At 74.2% G+C, this 23711-nt stretch carries 8 protein-coding genes (1 of these 8 only partly in view); 4 read left to right on the top strand and 4 right to left on the bottom strand.

Translation table 11 applies throughout. The features are described 5' to 3' along the window. Positions 1-87: 87 nt before the first annotated feature. Positions 88-423: an acyl carrier protein gene (locus AGRA3207_RS11655; RefSeq protein WP_231334613.1), complete on the bottom strand. Its 336-nt coding sequence runs from the start codon at positions 421-423 to the stop codon at positions 88-90. 267 nt (positions 424-690) lie between these two features. Between AGRA3207_RS11655 and AGRA3207_RS11650 the strand changes: the two genes are divergently transcribed. Continuing rightward, the gene (locus AGRA3207_RS11650; protein WP_231334612.1) at positions 691-7200 is read left to right on the top strand and encodes a non-ribosomal peptide synthetase; all 6510 of its coding nucleotides are present in this window, start codon (positions 691-693) and stop codon (positions 7198-7200) included. A gap of 222 nt (positions 7201-7422) precedes the next feature. On the opposite strand, the gene AGRA3207_RS11645 is transcribed toward AGRA3207_RS11650, so the two are convergent. The 3 genes from AGRA3207_RS11645 to AGRA3207_RS11635 form a co-directional block, all read right to left on the bottom strand. Next, positions 7423-7908 carry a hypothetical protein gene (locus AGRA3207_RS11645; protein WP_231334611.1) on the bottom strand — a complete coding sequence of 162 codons (486 nt, stop codon included), beginning with the start codon at positions 7906-7908 and terminating at the stop codon, positions 7423-7425. Positions 7909-7967: 59 nt separating this feature from the next. Then, entirely contained in the window at positions 7968-8945 is a 978-nt protein-coding gene (locus AGRA3207_RS11640; protein WP_231334610.1) for a TauD/TfdA family dioxygenase, read from the bottom strand. Between the two features lie 119 nt (positions 8946-9064). Continuing rightward, positions 9065-9277, bottom strand: a complete 213-nt coding sequence (locus tag AGRA3207_RS11635; protein ID WP_231334609.1) for an MbtH family protein — start codon at positions 9275-9277, stop codon at positions 9065-9067. A 365-nt stretch (positions 9278-9642) separates the two neighbouring features. Here AGRA3207_RS11635 and AGRA3207_RS11630 point away from each other — a divergent pair, with 365 nt between their 5' ends. The 3 genes from AGRA3207_RS11630 to AGRA3207_RS11620 form a co-directional block, all read left to right on the top strand. Next, on the top strand, positions 9643-11235 hold the full coding sequence (locus AGRA3207_RS11630; protein WP_231334608.1) for an MBL fold metallo-hydrolase: 1593 nt from the start codon (positions 9643-9645) through the stop codon (positions 11233-11235). 12 nt (positions 11236-11247) lie between these two features. Then, positions 11248-12051 carry an alpha/beta fold hydrolase gene (locus tag AGRA3207_RS11625; protein WP_231334607.1) on the top strand — a complete coding sequence of 268 codons (804 nt, stop codon included), beginning with the start codon at positions 11248-11250 and terminating at the stop codon, positions 12049-12051. A 219-nt stretch (positions 12052-12270) separates the two neighbouring features. Continuing rightward, positions 12271-23711: the 5' end (the start) of a non-ribosomal peptide synthetase gene (locus AGRA3207_RS11620; protein ID WP_273700030.1), read on the top strand. 24091 nt of this gene lie beyond the right edge of the window; only the first 11441 of its 35532 coding nucleotides appear in the window; the start codon lies at positions 12271-12273; the stop codon falls past the right edge of the window.

Below are 23711 nucleotides of genomic sequence, written 5' to 3'. Positions count from 1 at the left end.
ACTTTCGCGCCGTCGCGATCCGTTCGGCGGACGGCTGGTCGGTGTCGGGGAACGCCGGTCCCGCGCAGGCGCGGCCGGCCGCCCGCGCTATCCGGCGGCCCGCGCCGTCCCGGTGAGCGGACCCGTCCCGGTGAGCGGACCCGTCCCGGTGAGCGGGCCCGTCCCGGTGAGCCGCCCGATCAGCAGGTCGGTGAAGGCGGCCACGGTGGGGAAGTCCCACAGGGCGTCGGGGTCGATCTCGAAGCCCACGCGCTCCTCGGCGTCGGCGAGGAGCATGATCGCCCTGACCGAGTCCAGCCCGTAGGCGGCCATGGGCTGCGCCGGGTCGATCGACCCGGCCGGGATCCTCAGTTCCTCGGCCAGGTAGCCGCAGATCCATTCTTGGAGTTCGGCGCGGAGGTCGCTGCTCCCCGAAACGTGCATCGCTCTCCTCGGGTGGGACGGGAAAAGGATGAGGATTCCCGAATGCCGTGAAATCCGTCTGCGGAGGTCACGATTCAACGCGCGGCCCCGGTCGTTCAACCTCATCGGAGCAGCAGTTGAACAGCGGGGCGGGCGGGGCGGGCGGCGCGGGCGCCCGGTTGACGGTCCGGACGGCCACTGGCGACGATGACGGCCTATTTCACCCACCCGAGAGGACGGTCCGTGCCGATTCCATTCGGGCTTGCCATGGAACAGGACTGAGGGCCGATGACCGTCACCGAATCCATGCCGTGGGACTTGACATCCGCGCAGCAGGGCATCTGGTACGCCCAGCAGGTCGCGCCGGAGGGCACGGTTCTCAACATCGCCGAATGCCTGGAGATCGGCGATGTGGACGTGGACGTCTTCGTGCGCGCGCTGCGGCACGTGCTGGCCGGAGCCGAGGTCTTCCGATTACGCTTCCGCATGGCCGGCGGGGAGCCCCGGCAGTTCATCGACGAGAACGCCGACGTCCCCGTGCAGTACGTCGACGTCAGCGGCGAACCCGACCCGCGGGCGGCGGCGGAGCGGTGGATGCTCGCGGACCTGCGCCGCCCGGCCGACCCCCACGAGGGGCCGCTGTTCACCTGCGCGGTGTTCCCGCTGGGCGGAGGCGGGCTGCTCTGGTACAACCGCGCGCACCATCTGATCCTGGACGGGCACGGCGCGGGCCTCCTCGCCGTCCGCGTCGCCGAGGTGTACTCCGCGCTGGTGACGGGCGAGGACCCCGGCGGGCACGGCCTCGAACCGTTCTCGGTGCTGCTGGAGTCCGAGCGCGCCTACCGGGAATCGCCGGACTTCGCCGAGGACCGGGCGTTCTGGCTCGGCACCCTGGACGGGCTGGGGGAGCGGCCAGGGCGTGGCCGCCGCGGCGCCCAGGCGGGGCCGAAAGCACAGGTCCGGGACTCCGCCGACGTCGGCATGGACGGTTCCGTCCGGCTCCGCGAGGCCGCCCGCCGGATGAGGTCGGCCTTCGCCGTGCTGGTCATCGCCGCCGCCGCCGTGCACGAGCACCGGACGACGGGCGCGCGCGACATCGTCCTCGGGATCGCGGTCCACGGCCGGGCGGGATGGCGGGAGCAGCGGACCCCGGGCATGACCGCGAACATCATGCCGATCCGGGTGGAGGTCACCCCGCGGACGACCGTGGAGGAGGTCGTCCGGCGCACCGGCCGGGCGATCGGCGCGGGCCTGCGGCACCAGCGGTACCGCTACGAGGACATCGCCCGCGACCTCAAGATCGTCGGTGGTGCCCCGCTGTGCGGCCTGATCGTCAACGTGCTGGGCTTCCCGTACCCGGAGTTCGGCGGCGTCGAGGCGCGGGGCCGCAACCTCGCCCTGCCCCCGGCCGAGGACCGGCGGATCACCGTCCACGACCGGTCGCCCGGGTCGCCGGTCCTCCTCGACGTCGACGTCGACCGGGCCCGGCACGAGGCGTCCGCGGCGGCCGGGCTGTCGCGGCGCTTCCGCCGCGTCCTGGACTGGATGGCGGACGCCGCGCCCGGCGATCTCGTCGGCGGGGCCCGGATCCTCGGCGACGACGAATGGCACCGGGTGGTGCACGGCTGGAACGGCACCGGGCCGGGCGGCGCGGGGAACGGCGCCGTGGACCGCGTCCCGCCCGCGGGCGTGCCCGAGCTGTTCGCCGCGCGGGCGGCGGAGGCCCCCGGCCGGGTCGCGCTCGTCGCGGACGGCGCCACGGTGTCCTACGCGGAGCTCGACGCGCGCGCCGGCCGGATCGCGCGGCGCCTCGGCGGAGCGGGGATCGGGCCCGAGTCGGTCGTCGCGCTCTGCCTGCCGCGCGGCGCGGAGATGGTCGCGGCGATCCTCGGCGTCTGGCGCGCCGGCGCCGCCTACCTCCCGGTCGACGCCCGCCAGCCCGCCGAGCGGACCGCGTTCATGCTCGCCGACGCCCGCGCCGCGCTGCTCGTCGCGCCGGACGGGACGGTGGACGGCACCGCCGCCGGGCGCGTGCCCGTCCTCTCCCCGGACGACCTCCTCTCCCCGGACGACCCCGCCGACTCCGGTGCCCTCCCCGCGGCGGCCCGGCCCGGCGGGCTGGCGTACGTCATCTACACCTCCGGGTCGTCCGGCGCGCCCAAGGGGGTCGCCGTGACGCACGGCGCGCTGGCCGCCTACGTGGCGTCGGTGCCCGAACGGCTCGGCTTCGGCGGGCCCGGCGCCCGGTACGCGCTGCTCCAGCCGCAGGTGACCGACCTCGGCAACACGACGCTGTTCTGCTCGCTGGCCACCGGCGGCGAGCTGCACATCCCGGACCCCGGCAGCGTCCTCGACCCGGACGCGGTCGCCGGGTACCTCGCCCGCCACCGGATCGACCACGTCAAGGCCGTCCCCTCGCATCTGGCGGCGCTGTCCGCGCGCGCCGGGGCCGGGGGCGTGCTCCCGGCGCGGTCGCTGGTGCTCGGCGGGGAGGCCGCCCCGCCCGGCTGGGTCCGCGGGCTGCTGGAGGCGGCCGGGGACCGGGGGGTCTTCAACCACTACGGCCCCACCGAGACCACCATCGGCGTCACGACCACCCGGCTGACCCTCCGCGACGTCGAGGACGGCCGGGTCCCCATCGGCGCGCCCATCGGCGGCGCCCGCGTCTACGTCCTCGACGGCGCGCTGGCGCCGATGCCCGCCGGGGTCACCGGCGAGCTGTACGTCGCGGGAGCGGGCCTCGCGCGCGGCTACGCGCACCGGCCCGGCCTCACCGGCGAGCGGTTCGTGGCGTGCCCGTTCGGGTCGGGCGAGCGGATGTACCGGACCGGGGACCTGGCCCGCTGGGGCGACGACGGGCGGCTGGTGTTCGCGGGCCGGGCCGACGACCAGGTCAAGATCCGCGGCTTCCGGGTCGAGCCCGCCGAGGTCGGCGCGGCGCTCACCGCGCACCCGGAGGTGGAGCGCGCCGCCGTGGTCGTCCGGGACGACGTGTCCCCGGAGCCGTGCCTGGTCGCCTACGTCGTCCCCGCCGGCCGGGGCGGCGACGACCGGGACGGCGACGGCCACGACCGGGACGGCGACGGCGACGCTCTCCCCGAGCGGGTCCGCGCGCATCTGGCGCGCCTGCTGCCCGCCCACATGCTTCCGTCCGCGGTCGTCGTCCTGCCGGACCTGCCGCTGACCGGGAACGGCAAGCTCGACCGCGCGGCCCTTCCCGTCCCGGACCGCGTCACCGGCGCGGGCTCCGGCCGGGCGCCGGGGAGCGTGCAGGAGGAGATCCTCTGCGAGGAGTTCGCGGAGGTGCTCGGGCTGGACGCCGTCGGCGTGGACGACGACTTCTTCGCGCTCGGCGGGAACTCCCTGCTGGCGGTGCCCCTCGGGGAACGCCTCCGGGTGCGCGGCGTGTCCATCTCGGTGCGGGCGCTGTTCACGAACCCGACCCCGGCGGGCCTCGCCGCCGTCGCCGGCCCGGAGCCGGTGCGGGTGCCGGAGAACCGGATCCCCGAGGACGCGACCGAGATCACCCCCGCCATGCTGCCGCTCGCCGACCTGGACGAGGCCGAGATCGCGCGGGTCGTCGCGAGCGTCGACGGCGGCGCCGCGAACGTCGCGGACGTGTACCCCCTGGCGCCGCTCCAGGAGGGCATCCTCTTCCACCACCTGGCGCGCACCGGAGGCGACGCCGACGTCTACCTGAAGTCGGCGGTGCTGGAGTTCGACTCGCGGGAGCGGCGGGACGCCTTCCTGGACGCGCTGCGCCAGGTGGTGCGGCGGCACGACATCTACCGCACCGCGATCGTCTCCGACGGGCTCCGCGAGCCCGTGCAGGTGGTGTCCCGGCGGGTCGGGCTGCCCGTCGAGGACGTCGCGTTCGACCCCGCCCGGGACCCGATGGAGCAGCTGCTGGACGCGGGCGGGGCCCGGATGGCGCTGGACCGGGCCCCGCTGCTGCGGGTGCACGTCCTCACCGAGCCCGCCGGCGGGCGGTGGCTGGCGCTGCTGCTCGTCCACCACATCGTGCAGGACCACCTGGGAATGCAGGTGCTGACCGAGGAGGTCCGCGAGATCCTCGCGGGCCGCGGCGAGCGGCTCCCGGCCGCGCTGCCGTTCCGGGACTTCGTGACGCAGGCCCGCCTCGGCACGCCGCGCGAGGAGCACGAGCGGTACTTCGCCGGGCTGCTGGGCGACGTCACCGAGCCCACCGCCCCGTTCGGGGTGCTGGACGTGCACGGCGCGGGCGCCGCGGTCGTCCACGCGGGCGGGCCGTTCGGCGACCGGCTGACCGGGCGGGTCCGCGCCCTCGCCACGACGCTCGGGGTGAGCCCGGCGACGCTGTTCCACCTGGCCTGGGCGCGGGTCCTCGCCGCGGTGTCGGGACGCGACGACGTCGTGTTCGGCACCGTCCTGGCCGGCCGGATGAACGCCGGCGCGGGCGGCGACCGGGTGCTCGGCCTGTTCCTCAACACCCTGCCGATGCGGGTGCGCGTCGACGGGAGCGGCGTCGGCAGGGCGCTGTCCGACCTGCGCCGCCGCCTCGGCGAGCTGATGGAGCACGAGCACGCCCCGCTGTCGGTGGCCCAGCGGGCGAGCGGCGTGCCCGCCGGCGTCCCGCTGTTCACCTCGATCGTCAACTGCCGCAGTGACCGCGCCATCGAGGAGGTGGACGGCGGGGGGATCCCGGGGATCCGGCTGCTGCTGGCCCTCGAACGCAACAACTACCCGGTGACCCTGATCACCCGCGAGACCGCGTCGGGATTCGACGTGACGGTCGACGCGCTGCCGCCCGCCGACCCCGGGCGGATCCACGCGATGCTGCTCACCTGCCTGGACAACCTCGTCACCGCCCTCGGCGACGCCCCGGGCACCCCGTTCGCCGCCGTGGACGTCCTCGACCCGGCCGAGCGCCGCCGCATCGCCGAGGCCGGGAAGGGGACCGCGGCGCCGGTGCCGGACCGGACGGTCCCCGAGCTGTTCTCCGAGCAGGCCGCCCGCACCCCCGGCGCCGTCGCCCTCGTCGGCGGGGACGACGAGATCGGCTACGGGGAGCTGGAGGCGCGCGCCAACCGCCTGGCGCACTACCTGCGCGGCGTCGGCGCGGGACCGGAATGCGTGGTGGGGCTCTGCCTGCCGCGCGGCACCGAGATGATCACCGCGATCCTCGGCGTCTGGAAGGCGGGCGCGACCTACCTGCCGCTGGACCCCGCCTACCCCGCCGCGCGGACCGCGTACATGCTCGCCGACAGCCGCGCCATGGTGGTCGTCGGGACCGCCGAGGCGCTGGAGGAGATGCCCGCGACCGGGCGGATCCGCATGGTCACGGTCGATGACCCGATCATCGCGGCGACGCTCGGGACGCAGCCCGCGACGGCGCCGCGGGTCGCGGCGGACCCCGGCCGGCTCGCCTACGTCATCTACACCTCCGGGTCCACCGGCCGTCCGAAGGGCGTCGGGGTCACCCACGGGAACCTGGCGAACTACGTGGTCCACGTCCCGCCCCGGGTGGGGCTCGGGGCGCCCGGCGGGCGGTACGCGCTGCTCCAGCCGGCGGTGACCGACCTCGGCAACACCTTGGTGTTCGCCGGCCTGACCACCGGCGGGACCCTGCACGTCCTGGACGGCCGGGAGGTGGCCGATCCGGCCGCCGTCGCCGATCACGTCGCCCGGCACCGGATCGACTACATGAAGGTCGTGCCCTCGCACCTGGAGGCGCTCGGCGCCTCGGGCGACCTCGGCCCGCTGCTGCCGGGGCGGGCGCTGGTGCTGGGCGGCGAGGCCGCCGACGCCGGCTGGGTCCGGCGGCTGCTCGACGCGGCCGGTGACCTGCCCGTGTTCAACCACTACGGCCCGACCGAGGCCACGATCGGCGTCGTGACGGGACGCCTGGACGCGGGCGTCGTCCACGGCGGGACGGTGCCGATCGGGACGCCCGCCGCGAACACGGCCGCCCACGTGCTCGACGACGCCCTGCGGCCGGTGCCCGACGGCGTCGCCGGTGAGCTGTACGTGGCGGGGGCCCAGGTCGCGCGCGGCTACGTGCGCCGCCCCGGCCTGACGGCGGAGCGGTTCGTCGCCTGCCCGTTCGCGCCCGGGGAGCGGATGTACCGGACGGGCGACCGGGCGCGCCGTCGTCCCGGCGGCGACCTGGAGTACCTCGGCCGCGCCGACGAGCAGGTGAAGATCCGCGGGTTCCGGGTGGAGCCCGGAGAGGTCCGGGCGGCGCTCGCGGCGCATCCCGGCGTGGCGCGGGCCGCCGCCGTCGTCCGCGAGGACGCGCCGGGCGGCAGGCGCCTGGTCGGCTACGTCGTCCCGGCCGGGCAGGACGCCGCCGACGGCGGGACGGCCGGGCCGGCGGAGCTGGCCGAGCTGGTGGTCTCGGTGCGCCGGCACGCCGAGGAGACCCTGCCGCCGCATCTGGTGCCCGCCGCGATCGTGCCGCTCGCCTCGCTGCCGCTGACCGGCAACGGGAAGCTCGACCGTGCCGCGCTGCCGGCGCCGGAGCGCGCGGCGGCGGGCGCGGGCCCGGAGCCGTCCAGCGAGCGCGAGAAGGCCCTGTGCGGGGCGTTCGCGGAGATCCTCGGGCTGCCCGCGGTCGGCGTCGAGGACGACTTCTTCGTGCTCGGCGGGCACTCGCTGCTCGCGACGCGGCTGGTCAGCCGCGTGCGGGTGGTCATGGGCGAGGAAGTGCCGATCCACGAGCTGTTCGACAAGCCCACGCCCGCCGCCCTGGCGGCCTGGCTCGCGGGCCGCGCCGGAAACGGGCAGGAGACGAGACCGTTGCTGCGGCCGATGCGGTAGCACGCGTCCTCCGGTGATCGGTCTGGGGCCCGCCCGCGCGGCGGCCCGCCTCCGCGTCGGGTCCGCCTCCGCGTCGGGTCCGCCTCCGCGTCCGGTCGGCCTCCGCGTCGGGCCCGCATCCGGGCCCGGCCCGGCCCGCCTCCGCGTCCGGCGCACGGCCGCCCGGCGTGCCGGGCGGCCGCGCCGCCGGACGCGTGGCGCGGGGGTCGTTTGGCGCGGCGGTCAGTTCGGCGCGGGGACTTCCTTGTTGCAGGTCGCGTACGCCTGCACGAGCTTCTGCTCACTGACCGGGGTGCCCTGGTCGATCGTCACGTCCGCCGTCCCCGTCGCGGGGTCCTTGGCGGCGATCCCCTGCTTGCGGAGGCACTCGGCCATCTTCAGGGCATGGTCCTGCAACGCGGAGGAGATCTTGTCCTCGCCCTCCAGCTTCGGGACGAGATGCGCGCACGCCGCCTGGGCCGCCTGCACCTTCGGGTCCGCGGGCCCGGTGGCCTTGACGTTCTCGCCGGACTGGCGCGGCGGAAGCTTGCCGCGCAGGCCGTGCTGCTCAAGGCAGTGGGCGTACTTGACCATCTGGTCCTGCACGTCCTTCGGGGGTGTCTTCCCCGCGGTCGGCACCCCGCTGGAATCGCCGCCGCCACCGCATCCGGTGAGACCGAACGCGGTGACGGCGGCCAGGGCCACCGCGGCCATCGAAAGGGTCTTCATATGTTCAGGTTGGCCGTCACGAGGTTCCCTCACGGTGACCGCCGACGTTAACCCGCGCCTTATCTGCGATCGGCCCCGGCGGACTCGCCCGCACCGACATCGGACATCGCCACCAGGACCCGGCGCGTCCCCTCGAACGGCCGCCGGCCATGGGCGACGAGCACATTGTCGATGAGCAGGACGTCACCGTTTCTCCAGTCGACGTCACAGGCGCACTCAAGGCCCCGGTCGCGGATCTGCTCGACATATTCGTCGGGGATCGGCGACCCGTCGGCGAATGTCACGTACTGGGGGAACTCCTCGGGCGAGAGGATCTGGTAGAGATCCGCGGACGTCCGGTCGCCGAGCCCGGCCGGGTGCCATTGATCGGCCTGGTTGAACCAGACCTCGGCCCCGGTCACCGGATGCCGGATGGTGGCGGGACGGAGCTGGCTGATGCGCAGCCCGTCCGGACCCCACTCCCATTCCGCCCGGGAATCCCGGAGAAACGCCTCGACGGGTGCGCGGTCCTCGGTCTCGAACGTTTCCTGCCAGCTCTTGCCGAACCCGTACCCGTCATGCAGATTCTGCACGTAGCGGATTCCTCCGGCGAACGCCTCGCGTATCTCGGCGTCGAGTGATTCGAGCCACAGCCCGCCGTCGAGCACCGATGTCGCGCCGCCGCTCTCCGCCGCCTTCTCACAGTAGAAACCGAGCCGCGTCGGCCACCGGTGGGCGTAGCTCAGCTCGTTGTGCATCGAGATGGTGTACTCCTGCGGGTACTCGGTCGAGGTGTAGAGGTTCTCGCTCACCCGGGTGCGCGGCGAGTTGCCGTGCACGTACGGCAGCCGGTCCGGCACCAGCCGGTCGAGCACCGGCACGATGCCCTCCGGCGTGACGCCGAAGCCCCGGAACACCAGCGCCTTGCGCTCGGTGAGCAGGCCGGCGAGCCCCTCGGCGCCCAGGGCGTCGAGCCGGGCGGCGAGGTCCGGCGCGCCGGCGCCCTCGTAGACGATCTCGTGCGGCCGCCATCCGCGGCCGGATCCGGCGGTGTCCATCGCGTCCTCCTGTTCGGCGTTCGCGGTCCAGGGCGGGCGGCCACGCGCGGACGTCGAACAGGCCGACGGCCGGGAGGGCCGTCGGCCTGTGCACAACGCCGCGGGGGGCGCGTCCGCCGCTATTTTCCTTCCATCGCCTCGATCAGGCTCCTGGGCCGCATGTCGGTCCATGACTTCTCGATGTACTCCAGGCACTCATTGCGCGACGCCTCCCCGAACACGGTGTTCCAACCGTCGGGCACGTCCACGAAAACGGGCCAGAGAGAATGCTGATTCTCGTCGTTGACCAGGACCAGGTAGCTGGCGTCGGGATCCTCGAACGGGTTTGGCACCGGACTGTCCTCACAAGTAGACGGCAAGGGCAAGGCACAGCTGGCCGGCAATCAGGCGCCGTGGGCACCGCCGCGGTCAGAGGCGAATCCACTGTGGCGCCGGGGACGCGGCCGGTCAAGGCATTGTCCGGCCGGTCCGCAACGGCTTGCCGATAAGGCCGGACGGCCCCGCCGTTCAAGTGCGCGCGCGCTCCAGTCGCACACCCCGCCCATCACGGCGTTGACGTTCCGAGCGGCATTGTGATGCCTTGTAGTCGCGCATGGAGCAGGCATATCGCGCGTGCCCGGGAACCGGGCGCGGAATGGACCCGCGACGATCGGCGCCGCGGCGGCGCCGCAGGACGATTCCGAAAGAGAGGGACGAGATGCCCGACGGTCAGGAGCGGATCTTTCTGCGCTCGAATGCGATCATCGAACCGCTGGTCGACAGGTTCTACGCCTGGATGCACATCGTCGCCCCGGCCCAGGCCGCCCTGAACCTGGCGAACGTGCAGGTTCCGCTGCTGGAGTCGTACCTGCACTCGCCGCAGGTGCACATCGCCGCGAGCACCAACCCGGCGCTGCGCGGCGGCTACTTCGTCGGCGTCGGCCAGGACCGCGCCACCGAGGTCGGCGACCTGCTCGACGGCATCAAGCGCGACCGCGCGGACATGCTGGCCTTCGCCGCCGCCGTCGCCGAGGCCGACGAGCTGCTCCGCCAGAACGCGACGGGATTCGACCTCACCCCGCTGTACCCGAAGCTGCCCGCCGCCCTGAACGGCCTGGTGGAGCTGGCCTACGACACCGGCAACCAGGCGTCGCTGCGTCTCATCGAGCCGCTCCTCTACCACAGCCCCGTGTACGACGAGGGCCGCCAGTCCGTCCAGCTGTCCCTGGACGACGGGGTGGAGCGCCCGTTCATCCTCAGCACCCCGCGGCTCCCCTCACCGGACGTCCTGGACCTGCCGATCCCGTTCCGCCACGAGGGCCTCGACGAGCTGTTCACCGCGCGCGTCGCGGGCACGACCGCCGCGCGGCTGCGGGAGGCGCTCGGCCTCGACGACGCGCAGGCGGCGTGGCTGGACCGGCTCTTCACCTCCGAGCCCAGCCTGTCGCCGGACCGGCATGTCGAGGGCGGCGGCCGGATCCGCTACTTCGGGCACGCGTGCCTGGTGCTGCAGAGCCCCGAGGCCGCCGTCGTGGTGGACCCGTTCATCAGCACCGACAACCGCCACGGCGACCGGTACACCCTCGACGACCTGCCCGACCACATCGACCTCGCGCTGATCACCCACGGCCACCAGGACCACATCGTCCTGGAGACGCTGCTGCAACTGCGCGCCCGCACCGACGCGGTGGTCGTGCCCCGCGCGTCCCGCGGCAACCTGTGCGACCCGTCCATCGGCCTCTACCTCAAGGCCATGGGCTTCACGGTGATCGAGGTCGACGACTTCGACGAGATCGCCCTGCCGGGCGGCGGCGCGGTCGTCGCCACGCCGTTCCTCGGCGAGCACTCCGATCTGGACATCCGCGCCAAGTCCACCTACGTGGTGCGGATCGCCGGGCGGTCGGTGTTCATCGGCGCGGACTCCTCCGGCATCGACCCGGCGCTCTACCGGTACATGCGCTCCCACCTCGGCGACGTCGACATGGCCTTCCTCGGGATGGAGTGCGACGGCGCCCCCCTCACGTGGCTCTACCAGGGGCTGCTGACCCGCCCGGTCACCAAGAAGATGAGCGACTCGCGCAAGCTGTCCGGCTCGAACGCCGAGCAGGCCGCGGCCATCATGACCGAGCTCGGCACCGACCAGGCGTACGTGTACGCCATGGGCGAGGAGAGCTGGCAGGGCCACGTCATGGCGACCACGTACACGCCCGACACCTACCAGATCAAGCAGATCGAAGAGTTCCTGACCTGGTGCAAGGACCACGACGTCGCCGCGGAGCACCTGTTCAACAAGCGCGAGTGGCGCTGGTAGCGGGCCCCGGCGATGCCGTACGCGCGCGCCAACGGGATCCGGCTCGCCTACCGGCGGTCGGGGCGGGGCGAGGACGTCCTGCTCGTCATGGGGTCGGGGGCGTCCGGCCACCAGTGGGACATGCACCAGGTGCCGGCGCTGTGCGAGGCGGGGTACCGGACGGTCACCTTCGACAACCGCGGCGTCCCGCCGTCGGACGCCCCGCCGGGCAGGTACGCGCTGGCGGACATGGTCGCCGACACCGGCGGGCTGATCGAGGCGCTCGGCCTGGCGCCGTGCCGGATCGTCGGGACGTCCCTCGGGGCGATGATCGCGCAGGAGCTGGCGATCGGCGCGCCGCACCTGGTCCGCGCGGCGGTGCTCATCGCCACCCGGGCCAGGCCGGACGCGCTGCGGCGGGCCCAGCAGGCGGCGGCCCTGGCGCTGCGGCGCGAGGGCGTCCGGCTGCCGCCCGCGCACCGGGCCGTCGACTCCGTCCTGCACATGCTCTCCCCGCGGACGTTCAACGACGACAGGGCCGCGGCGTCCTGGCTGGAGATCTTCGAGCTGGCCGCCGCCGGTGAGCCCGTCGCCGCCGGCCAGGACTGGATCGACACCGGCGCTGACCGCCGCGCCGCGCTCCAGGGGGTCACCGCGCCGTGCCGGGTCATCGCGTTCGCCGACGACGTCATCGCCCCGCCGCACCTCGGCGCGGAGGTGGCCGACGCCATCCCGGACTGCGACCTGGTGGAGATCCCCGACTGCGGTCACCTCGGATACCTGGAGCGCCCGGAGCCGGTGAACGAGGCGATCGTGGAGTTCTTCGGCAAGGTCTGAGCCCGTGCGGGCCCTGTTCAACCGCGGCGTTCCGGCAGTCGAACGGCGGGGGCGGCGGCGGATCCCGATCCGCGGCCGCCCGCCCTTGTTACCGGGCCGGTGATGGGTTGGAATTGCGTGGTCCGCGGGGCCGACGTGAAAGGCTTCCAGTAAATGGCTTCCAGCGAATGGCCCGGACGGCTCTTCGGTGCGGCGTCCGCCGCATAAGGAGACACTTCGATGATCCCGTTGTCGTTCGCACAGCGCCGCTTATGGTTCCTGGCCCAGCTCGAAGGCGCGGGCCGCGCCTATAACAGCGTCATCGCCATGGAACTGCGCGGTCCGCTGGACGTCGTGGCGCTGGGCACCGCGCTGCGGGACGTCCTGGAGCGCCACGAGTCGCTGCGCACGGTCTTCCCCGCCGTGGACGGCGAGCCGCACCAGCGGATCCTCGCGCCGGGCGAGCTCGACTGGGACCTCCAGCTCCGCCAGGCCGCGCCGGAGGACGTGCCGGACGCCGTGGCCGCGGCGGGACGGCACGTCTTCGACCTGTCCGCGGACGTGCCGATCCGCGCGTGGCTGCTCCAGACCGCCGCGGACGAGCACGTCCTGCTGCTGGTGCTGCACCACATCGCGACCGACGCGTGGTCGCACCGGCCGCTGGGACGGGACCTGGCCGTGGCGTACGCGGCGCGGCTGCGGGGCGACGCGCCGGGCTGGGAGCCGCTGCCGGTGCAGTACGCCGACTACACGCTGTGGCAGCGGGAGCTGCTGGGGGAGGAGTCCGACCCGGGCAGCCGCTCGTCGATCCAGCTGGCCTACTGGCGGCGCGCCCTGGACGGGATACCGGAGGAGCTGACGCTGCCCGCGGACCGGCCGCGTCCGGCGGTGGCGGGCCACCGCGGGCACCGCGCGCCGTTCGAGGTGCCCGCGGAGACGCACCGGCGGCTGGTGGAGCTGGCGCGGGACGAGAGCGTGACCCCGTTCATGGTGCTCCAGACGGCGCTGGCGGTGCTGCTGTCGCGGCTGGGCGCCGGAACCGACGTCCCGATCGGCTCCGCGGTCGCCGGGCGCACCGACGAGGCGCTGGACGACCTGGTCGGGTTCTTCGTCAACACGCTGGTGATCCGTGCGGACCTCTCCGGCGACCCCCGGTTCCGGCTGGCGCTGGCGCGGCTGCGCCGCACGACCCTGGACGCCTTCGCGCACCAGGACGTCCCGTTCGAGCGGCTGGTGGAGGAGCTGGCGCCGGCCCGGTCGCTGGCCCGCCACCCGCTGTTCCAGGTGATGCTCGTCCTGCAGAACGCGGGCGAGGCGTCGCTGGACCTGGCCGGCGTCACCGCCCGGCCGCTCCCGTCCGGCATGCCGGTGGCGAAGTTCGACGTGGAAGTGGCGGTGGAGGAGACGTTCGACGGCCGGGGCCGCCCCGCCGGGCTGCGCGGGACGGTCATCGGCGCCGCGGACCTGTTCGACCCGCCGTCCGCCGCCCGGATCGCGCGGTGGTTCGCGCGGGTGCTGCACGTGGTGACGTCCGTCCCGGACGTGCGGCTGCACGCGGTGGACGTGCTGTCGGAGGACGAGCGGGCGCAGGTCGTCGCGGACTGGAACGACACGGCGGCGGAGATCCCGCCGGGGACGCTGCCGGACCTGTTCGAGGCCCAGGCGCGGCGCTCCCCGGACGCGGTGGCCGTCGTGTTCGAGGGGACCGGGCTGACCTACGCGGAGCTGGACGCCCGCGCGGACCGGCTGGCCCGGCACCTGACCGGCCGGGGGGTGGGGGCGGAGTCGGTCGTGGCGGTGGCGCTGGACCGCGGCGTGGAGCTGGTCGTGGCGCTGCTGGGCGTGCTGAAGGCCGGGGCCGCGTACCTGCCGGTCGACCCGGGGTACCCGGCCGACCGGGTGGCGCTGCTGCTGGAGGACGCGGCGCCCGCGCTGGTCCTGGACGACCCGGACACGGTGGCGCGCTGGTCGGTCCCCGACGGCGGCGGACGCGCACGCCGGAGCCTCGACGGCCGGTCCGCCGCGTACGTGATCTACACGTCCGGGTCGACGGGACGGCCGAAGGGCGTGCTGGTCGGCCACCGCGCCATCGTGAACCGCCTGGAGTGGATGCGCGGCCATTACGAGATCGGCCCCGGGGACCGGGTCATGCAGAAGACCCCCACCGTCTTCGACGTTTCCGTCTGGGAATTCTGGTGCACGCTGATCTCGGGTGCCACGCTGGTGGTCGCGCGGCCCGGAGGCCACCGGGATCCGATCTACGTCGCGGATCTGGTGCGCGAGCAGCAGGTGGGCATCCTGCATTTCGTGCCGTCCATGCTCGACGCGTTCCTGCTGGATCCCGGCGTGGGCGGGCTCCCGAGCCTGCGAAAGGTGATGTGCAGCGGCGAGGTATTGCCGCTGGAATTGCAGACGCGTTTCTTTGACGCGTTCGATGGTGTCGAACTCCACAACCTCTATGGACCGACGGAGGCCGCCGTCGACGTCACCGCCTGGCGGTGCCTTGCCGGGCAGGACGAGGGGCCCGTGCCGATCGGCGCGCCGGTGGCCAACACCCGCGTGCACGTCCTGGACGGCCATCTGAAGCCGGTGGGGCCGGGCGTCCCGGGTGAGCTGTACCTGGCCGGAGTGCAGCTCGCCCGGGGCTACGCGAACCGCGCGGGCCTGACGGGCGAGCGGTTCGTGGCCTGCCCGTTCGGGCCGTCCGGCGAGCGGATGTACCGCACCGGCGACGTGGTGAGGTGGACGGGCGGCGGGCAGCTGGTGTTCGTGGGCCGCGCCGACGAGCAGGTGAAGATCCGCGGGTTCCGGGTGGAGCCCGGGGAGATCGAGGCGGTCCTGCGCGCCCACCCGGCGGTGGCGCGGATCGCGGTGGTCGCGCGCGAGGACGTCCCGGGCGACCGGCGGCTCGTCGCCTACGTCGTCCCCGCCGAAGCGGGCGCCGACGGGGGAGCGGACGGCGGCCCGGCGGTCGACGGCGCCGCGTTGCGGGAGTTCGCGGCCCGGCGGCTGCCGGAGTACATGGTGCCCGCCGCCGTCGTGGCGCTGGCCGAGCTGCCCCTGACCGCCAGCGGGAAGCTCGACCGCGGGGCCCTGCCCGTCCCCGACCACACGGCCGATGCCGGGACGGGCCGCGCTCCGGCGACTGTGCGGGAGGAGATCGTCGGCGGCGCGTTCGCCCACGTGCTGGGGCTCGACGCGGTCGGTGTCGACGACGGCTTCTTCGACCTCGGCGGGCACTCCCTGCTCGGGGCCCGGCTGGTCGCGCGGCTCCGCGCGGCCCTGGGCGTGGAGCTGCCGCTGCGGGTGCTGTTCGAGAGGCCGACGGTGGCCGGGCTCGCCGCGGAGATCGCGGAAGCGGACACCGGCCGTACCCGCCCGCCGCTGGCGGCCGGGGCGCGCCCGGATCGTCCGCCGCTGTCGTTCGCGCAGCGCCGGCTGTGGTTCGTCGACCAGCTGGAGGGCCCCGGCCCGACCTACAACATCCCCGCCGTCCTCCGGCTCACGGGGCCGCTGGACGTCGCCGCGCTGCGCGCCGCGGTGCGGGACGTCATCGGGCGCCACGAGTCGCTGCGGACCGTCTTCCCCGCCGCCGACGGCGAGCCCTACCAGCGGATCCTCGCCCCGGAGGACGCGGGAGGGGACGTGGCGCTCCGCCGGGTGGACCCCGCGGAGCTGGACGGCGCCGTCGCCGAGGCGGCCCTGCACGCGTTCGACCTGGCCTCCGAGACGCCGATCCGGGTGTGGCTGTTCCAGACCGCGGACGACGAGTACACCCTGGTCCTGGTGCTGCACCACATCGCCGCCGACGGCTGGTCGATGACCCCGCTCGGACGTGACGTGTCCGCCGCCTACGCGGCGCGGGCCCTCGGCGAGGCCCCGGGCTGGGCACCCTTGCCGGTGCAGTACGCCGACTACGCGCTGTGGCAGCGGGACCTGCTGGGCGAGGAGACCGACCCGGAGAGCCTGCTGTCCACGCAGGTGGAGTACTGGCGCCGGGCCCTGTCCGGCGCGCCCGAGGAGCTGGCGCTCCCGGCGGACCGCCCGCGCCCGGCGGCGGCCGGCCACCGCGGGCACCGGGTGCCGTTCCAGGTCTCCGCGGGGACCCACCGGCGGCTCGTCCGGCTGGCCGGCGCCGAGGGCGTGACCCCGTTCATGGTGGTGCAGGCCGCGCTGGCGGTGCTGCTGTCGCGGCTCGGCGCGGGCACGGACGTGCCCATCGGGATCCCGGTCGCGGGACGCGCCGACGAGGCCCTGGAGGACCTCGTCGGGTCCTTCGTCAACACGCTGGTGATCCGGACGGACCTGGCCGGCGACCCGGAGTTCCGGCGGCTGCTGGCCCAGGTGCGGGAGACGACCCTCGACGCGCTCGCCCACCAGGACGTGCCGTTCGAGCGGCTCGTCGAGGAGCTGGCCGTGACACGCTCCCTCGGCCGGCATCCGCTGTTCCAGGTCATGCTCACCATGCAGAACACCGAGACGGCGGTGCTGGAGCTGCCCGGCGTCGACGCCGTGACCCCCGCGTCCGCGCCGGGTGCCGCGACCGGGTCGGCGGCCCGCTACGACCTGCACGTGACGATCGGGGAGACGTTCGGCGACGAGGGCCGCCCCGCCGGGCTCCGCGCGTTCGTCACCGCGTCCGCCGACCTGTTCGACGCCGCGACGGCCTCCCGGCTCGCCGCCTGGTTCGTCCGCGTGCTGGAGACGGTGACGGCCGACCCCGGGACGCGGCTCCACGCGGTCGGCGTCCTCGACGCCGAGGAGCGGGACCGGGTGCTGCGCCGGTGGAACGACACCGCGCTCCCCGGCGCGCACCCGCCGGTGACGCGCCTGTTCGAGGAGCGGGCCGCCGCGGCGCCCGACGCGACGGCGGTCGTCGCGGGCGGCACCCGCGTGACCTACCGGGAGCTGGACGACGCCGCCGCCCGGCTCGCGGCGCGGCTGCGCGGCACGGGCGCCGGACCGGAGTCGGTGGTCGGGCTGTGCCTGCCCCACGGCCTCCAGATGATCACCGCGATCCTGGCGGTGTGGAAGGCGGGGGCCGCCTACCTCCCGCTCGACGGGCAGGCGCCCGCCGAGCGGATCGCGTTCATGCTCACCGACAGCGGCGCGCGGGTGGTCCTGGCGGACCGCGGCGCCGGGGACACGCCGCCGTGGTGCCCGCCCGGCGTCCCGGTGCTCCGGTTCGGTGACCCCGCGGCGGAGGAGCCGCCCGCCGCCGCGCCGCCGCCGACGCCCCCGTCCTCGCCCGCGGCGGACCGGCACGGGCTGGCGTACGTCATCTACACGTCCGGATCGACGGGGACGCCGAAGGGCGTGGCCGTCACCCACGGGTCACTCGCGAACTACGTCGCCTCCGTGTCCGGCCGCCTCGGATGGGGCGGCGCCGGGGCACGGTACGCGCTCCTGCAACCGCAGGTGACCGACCTCGGCAACACCGTGGTGTTCATCAGCCTGGCCACCGGCGGGCAACTGCACGTCCTGGACCCCGACGCCGCGGTGGACCCGGACGCGGTCACCGGATACCTGCGCGCGCATCGGATCGACTTCGTCAAGGGCGTGCCGTCGCACCTGGCGGCCCTGTCCGCCGGCGCGGGCGCGGGCGCCGTCCTCCCCGCGCGCTCGATGGTCCTCGGCGGGGAGGCGGCCCCGGCCGCGTGGGTGGACGGCCTGCTCCGCGCCGCCGGGACCCGGCGGGTGTTCAACCACTACGGCCCGACCGAGACCACCATCGGGGTGGCCACCGCCGAGCTGTCGCCCGCCACCACGTCCGAGGGCGTCGTCCCGATCGGCACGCCCATCGCCAACACCCGGCTGTTCGTCCTCGACGACGTCCTGGCCGCGGCGCCGGTCGGGGTGCCCGGCGAGCTGTACGTCGCGGGCACCGCCGTCGCCCGCGGCTACGTGGGACGGTACGGCCTGACGGGCGAGCGGTTCGTGGCCTGCCCGTACGGCTCCGGCGAGCGCATGTACCGCACCGGGGACCTCGTCCGGTGGACCCGCGACGGGCAGCTGGTGTTCGTCGGCCGCGCCGACCAGCAGGTGAAGGTCCGCGGATTCCGGGTCGAGCCCGGCGAGATCGAGGCCGTGCTGCTCACCCACCCGGGCGTGTCCCGCGCCGCGGTGGTCGTCCGCGAGGACCGTCCGGGCGAGGGGCGTCTCGTCGCCTACGTCGTGCCCAGCGGCACCGAACCCCTCAACGGGGGGCTGCGGGAGTACGTCGGACGGCGGCTCCCCGACCACATGGTCCCCGCCGCCGAGGTCGTCGTCGCGGACCTGCCGCTCACCGCCAACGGGAAGCTCGACCGCCGCGCCCTGCCCGCCCCGGAGGAGGCCGCGGGCACCGGCCGGGAACCCGCCGACGAGACCGAGGCCGCCCTCTGCGGCATCTTCGCGCAGATCCTCGAACGGGACGCGGTCGGCGTGGACGACGGCTTCTTCGACCTGGGCGGCCACTCCCTGCTCGCGATCCGGCTGCTGTCGCGGATCAGGACCGAGCTCGGCGCCGAACTCAAGATCCGCACACTGTTCGAGACGCCGACGCCCGCCGGACTGGCCGCCCGGATCGCGGCCCCCGGGAAGGACCCCGTCCGCGCGGCCCTACGCAAGGGGCACCGCCCGGAACGGGTGCCGCTCTCGTTCGCGCAACGCCGGATGTGGTTCCTCAGCCAGCTGGAAGGGCCGAGCCGCACCTACAACGTCCCCCTGAGCGTCGCGATCGAGGGGAACGTGGACGTGGCGGCCCTGGACGCGGCGCTCCGGGACGTCATCGGCCGCCACGAGGCGCTGCGCACCGTCTTCCCGGCCGTCGGCGGCGAGCCGTACCAGCGCATCCTGGACGCCCGCGACCTCGACTGGGAGCTGATCGTCCGCTCCGTCCCGCCCGGCGGGCTGCTCCAAGCCGCCCAGGAGGCCGCGCGCCACACCTTCGACCTGTCGGACGAGATGCCGATCCGCGCGTGGCTGTTCCTGACCGGCGCCGACGGCCCGGACGAGCCCGGACCCGCCTCCTCCGGGGAGTCCCTGCTCGTCGTCCTCGTCCACCACATCGCCGGTGACGGCTGGTCCATGGCGCCGCTCGCGAAGGACGTGTCCCTGGCGTACGCGGCACGCGCACGCGGAGAGGAACCGGACTGGGAACCGCTGCCCGTCCAGTACGCCGACTACACGCTGTGGCAGCGGGACCTCCTGGGCGAGGAGTCCTCCCCGGAGAGCCTGCTGTCGGCGCAGGTGGAGTACTGGCGGCGCGCCCTGGCCGGGACGCCCGAGGAAGTGCCCCTGCCGGTGGACCGGCCCCGCCCGGCCGTCCCGGCCCACCTCGGTCACCGCGTGCCGGTGCTCGTCCCCGCCGACGTGCACGAACGGCTCACCGGCCTCGCCCGCGCCGAGAACGCCACGACGTTCATGGCGTTGCAGGCGGCGCTGGCCGTCCTGCTCTCCCGCCTCGGCGCCGGAACCGACGTCCCCGTCGGCGCGGGCGTCGCCGGACGCACCGACGAGGCGCTGGACGACCTCGTCGGCTTCTTCGTCAACACCCTGGTGATCCGGGCGGACCTGTCGGGCCGTCCGCCGTTCCGCCAGGTCCTGGCCCGGGTCCGCGACGCGAGCCTGGGCGCCTTCGAACACCAGGACGTCCCGTTCGAGCGGCTGGTGGAGGAGCTGGCACCCGAGCGGTCACTGGCACGGCATCCGCTGTTCCAGGTGGGGCTGACCGTCCAGAACACCCGCCGCGCGGCGCTCGAACTGCCCGGCCTGCGCGTCTCCGGCACGACCCCGCCCACCGGCGGACCCGCCACGGTCCCGGTCAAGTTCGACATCGACGTGGTCGTCCGGGAGACGTTCGACGAGCAGGGCCGCCCGGCCGGGATCCGCGGCTCGCTGACGGCCGCGTCGGACCTGTTCGAGCCCGCCACGGCCGAGGCCGTCGCCCAGAGGTGGATCCGGGTCCTGGACGCGGTGACCGCGGCCCCCGGCATCGCCGTCCACGCGGTCGACGTGCTCGGGGCCGGCGAACGCGACCAGCTCCTGCGCGACTGGAACGACACCCGGGCCGACGTCGGCCGCGCCTCGGTGGTCGAGCTGTTCGAGCGGCAGGCGGCCCTCACACCCGGAGCGGAGGCCGTGGTGGCGGACGGCGCCGGGCTGACGTACGCCGACCTGGACGCCGCCGCGAACCGTCTCGCGGGCTACCTGCGCGACGTGGGGGTGGGTGCCGAGTCGGTCGTGGGGCTGTGCCTGCCGCGCGGCGCGGACGCGGTGGTCGCGATCTTGGGGGTGCTGAAGGCGGGCGCGGCGTACCTGCCCGTCGACGTGCGGCTGCCCGCCGAGCGGGTGGCGTTCATGCTGGCCGACAGCGGGGCGCGGCTGGTGCTGGGTACCCGGGACGCGCTCGACGGTCTCCCGACCGGGAACGTCCGCACGGTCGCCATCGACGACCCGACGACCGCCGTCCTGCTGGGGGCCTATCCGGATGCGTCCCCGACTGCTGCGGTGGACCTGTCGGGTCTGGCGTATGTGATCTATACGTCGGGTTCGACGGGGACGCCGAAGGGTGTGGGGGTGACGCATGGCGGTGTGGTGAATCTGGTGGTCGGGCAGTCGCGGCATTTCGAGGTGGGGTGGGGTTCGCGGGTGTTGCAGTTCGCGTCGGCGGGGTTCGATGCGGCGGTGTCTGAGGTGCTGGTGACGTTGTGCTCGGGTGCGGCGCTGGTGATGGCGTCGGCGGATGAGCTGATCCCGGGTGCGGGGCTGGCAGGGGTGGTGGCCGGGCAGGGCGTGACGCATGCGACGCTGCCGCCTGCGGTGCTGGGCGCGTTGGACGAGGCGGATCTGGGTTCGGTGGAGACGCTGGTGTCGGCGGGTGAGGCTTTGGATGCGGGTCTGGTGGGGGTGTGGGCGCCGGGTCGTCGTCTGATCAATGCGTATGGTCCGACGGAGACGACGGTGTGCGCGTCGATGTCGGCGCCGCTGGTGGCCGGGGATGATCCGGTGATCGGCACGCCGATGGTGAACACGCGTGTGTTCGTCCTGGACGACGCCCTCAATCCGGCTCCTGTCGGTGTGGTGGGTGAGTTGTATGTGGCGGGTGGCGGTGTGGCCCGGGGGTATGTGGGACGGTCGGCTCTGACGGGTGAGCGGTTCGTGGCGTGCCCGTGGGGTGCGTCGCCGGGCGAGCGGATGTACCGGACCGGTGACCTGGGCAAGTGGACGCGGGACGGCCGGTTGATGTTCGTCGGGCGCGCCGATGACCAGGTGAAGATCCGGGGCTTCCGGATCGAGCCGGGCGAGGTCGAGGCCGTCCTGCGGAGTCACCCGGATGTCGCGCAGGCGGCGGTGGTCACCCGGGAGGACACCCAGGGGGACAAGCGGCTTGTCGCCTATGTCACCCCCGCCGACATCGACACGTCCGAACTCCGGGAGTTCGCAGGCGAGCGCCTGCCGGAGTACATGGTGCCTGCCGCGATGGTGCTCCTGGCGGATCTGCCTCTGACGGTGAGCGGCAAGCTGGATCGCCGGGCCCTCCCGGCGCCGGACTACGCCGCCGCTGCGGGAGCGGGCCGCGGCCCGGCGACCGCACAGGAGGAGATCCTCTGCGGTGCGTTCGCCGACGTCCTGGGCTTGGACGCGGTCGGGGTGGACGACGGCTTCTTCGACCTGGGCGGCCACTCACTGCTGGCGGCCAGGCTCGTGTCGCGGATCAGGTCCGCGCTGGGCGTGGAGATCGGGGTCCGGGCGCTGTTCGAGGCGCCGACGGTCGCGGGGTTGGCGGCGCGGCTGGCGGGGCCGGATGTCGGACGGGCGCGTGCGGCGCTGCGGGCGCGCGTGCGTCCCGAGCGGGTGCCGTTGTCGTTCGCGCAGCGGCGGCTCTGGTTCCTGGCGCAGCTGGAAGGGCCCAGCCCGACCTACAACATCCCCGTCGTGGTCCGTCTGACGGGCGAGCTGGACGTGGCGGCGCTGACCACGGCGTTGCGGGATGTGATCGTCCGTCACGAGTCGTTGCGCACGATCTTCCCGTCCGCCGAGGCCGAGCCCTACCAGCGGATCCTCGACCCGCAGGAGCTGGAATGGGACCTCCAGGTGTCCGAGGTGGAGGCCCGGGACCTCGCGCGGGTGGTGGGCGAGGCGTCGCGGTATGCCTTCGACCTGTCGGCCGAGATCCCGATCCGGGCGTGGCTGCTCCAGTCCGGGCCTGATGAGCGGGTCCTTGTGGTGGCGATGCACCACATCGCGGGAGACGGATGGTCGACCGGCCCGCTGAGCCGGGACGTGTCGTCGGCCTACGCCGCCCGGCGACGCGGCGAGACGCCGGAGTGGGAGCCGCTGCCCGTCCAGTACGCCGATTACGCGCTGTGGCAACGCGAGCTGCTCGGCGACGAGTCCGATCCCGGGAGTCTGCTGTCGGCACAGATGGATTACTGGCGGACGGCGCTGGCCGGGGCGCCCGAGGAGCTGGCGCTGCCCGTGGACCGGGTCCGTCCGGCGGTGGCCGGTCATGTCGGTCATCGGGTGCCGTTGCGGGTCCCGGCCGAAGTGCATGGGCGGCTGGTGGAGCTGGCGCGGGCCGAGGGTGTGACGGCGTTCATGGTGGTGCAGGCGGCGTTGGCGGTGACGTTGTCGCGGCTGGGTGCGGGCACCGATATCCCGATCGGGACGGCGGTGGCGGGACGCGCCGATGAGGCCGTGGACGATCTGGTGGGCTTCTTCGTCAACACGCTGGTGATCCGTACCGACCTGTCCGGCGATCCGGAGTTCCGGCGGGTCCTCGGGCGGGTGCGCGAAGCGGGCCTGGAGGCGTTGACGCACCAGGATGTGCCGTTCGAGCGCCTCGTGGAGGAGCTGGCGCCGTCACGGTCGATGGCGCGGCATCCGTTGTTCCAGGTGATGCTGACGGTGCAGAACACCGACCGGGCGGTGCTCGAATTGCCGGGCGTCGGCGTAGGCGTGCCGTCGTACGACCGGACGACCGCGATCGCGAAGTTCGATCTGGACGTGTCGGTGGGGGAGGAGTTCGACGGGCAGGGCTGTCCGGCGGGTCTGCGGGGCGCGGTGGTCGCGTCCACCGACCTGTTCGACCGCGCGACCGCGGAACGGCTGACCGGATGGTTCGCCCGCGTGCTGGAGACGGTCATCACCACTCCGGACGTTTCCCTCCACTCGGTGAATGTCCTTACCGAGGACGAACGGTCCCAGATCCTCGACGACTGGAATGACGCGGCAGCGGACGCCGGCGATTCGGAATCGACCATTGTCGACCTGTTCGAGCGATGGGTGGCGGCCGACCCGGACGCGGTCGCGGTGGTGGCGGAGAACGACGAGCTGACATACGCCGAACTCGACGTCGCGGCGAACCGGCTGGCACGTCATCTGCGCGTTTCGGGAGTGGACGCGGAGTCGATCGTCGCGGTGATGATGGAACGCGGAGCGGACATCGTGGTCGCGTTGCTCGCGGTCCTGAAGGCCGGGGCGGCGTATCTGCCGATCGATCCGCGCTATCCGTCCGAGCGTGTGCGATACGTGCTGGGCGATTCCGGGGCGGCCTGTGTGCTGACCTCGGTGGAATGCCTGCCGCAGGTCAGCGGCCAGGTGCCCGCCGATGTGCCGGTGACCGTCGTGGACGACCCGGGATCAGCGACGGAATCAGCCGCCCTGGACGCCACGCCGGTGCCTCGGAACACGCGCCC

The sequence above is a fragment of the Actinomadura graeca genome (assembly GCF_019175365.1).
Taxonomy (GTDB): domain Bacteria; phylum Actinomycetota; class Actinomycetes; order Streptosporangiales; family Streptosporangiaceae; genus Spirillospora; species Spirillospora graeca.
The sequence above is the reverse complement of the archived record's forward strand: the minus strand, read 5'-3'. Positions and strand labels throughout refer to the sequence as shown.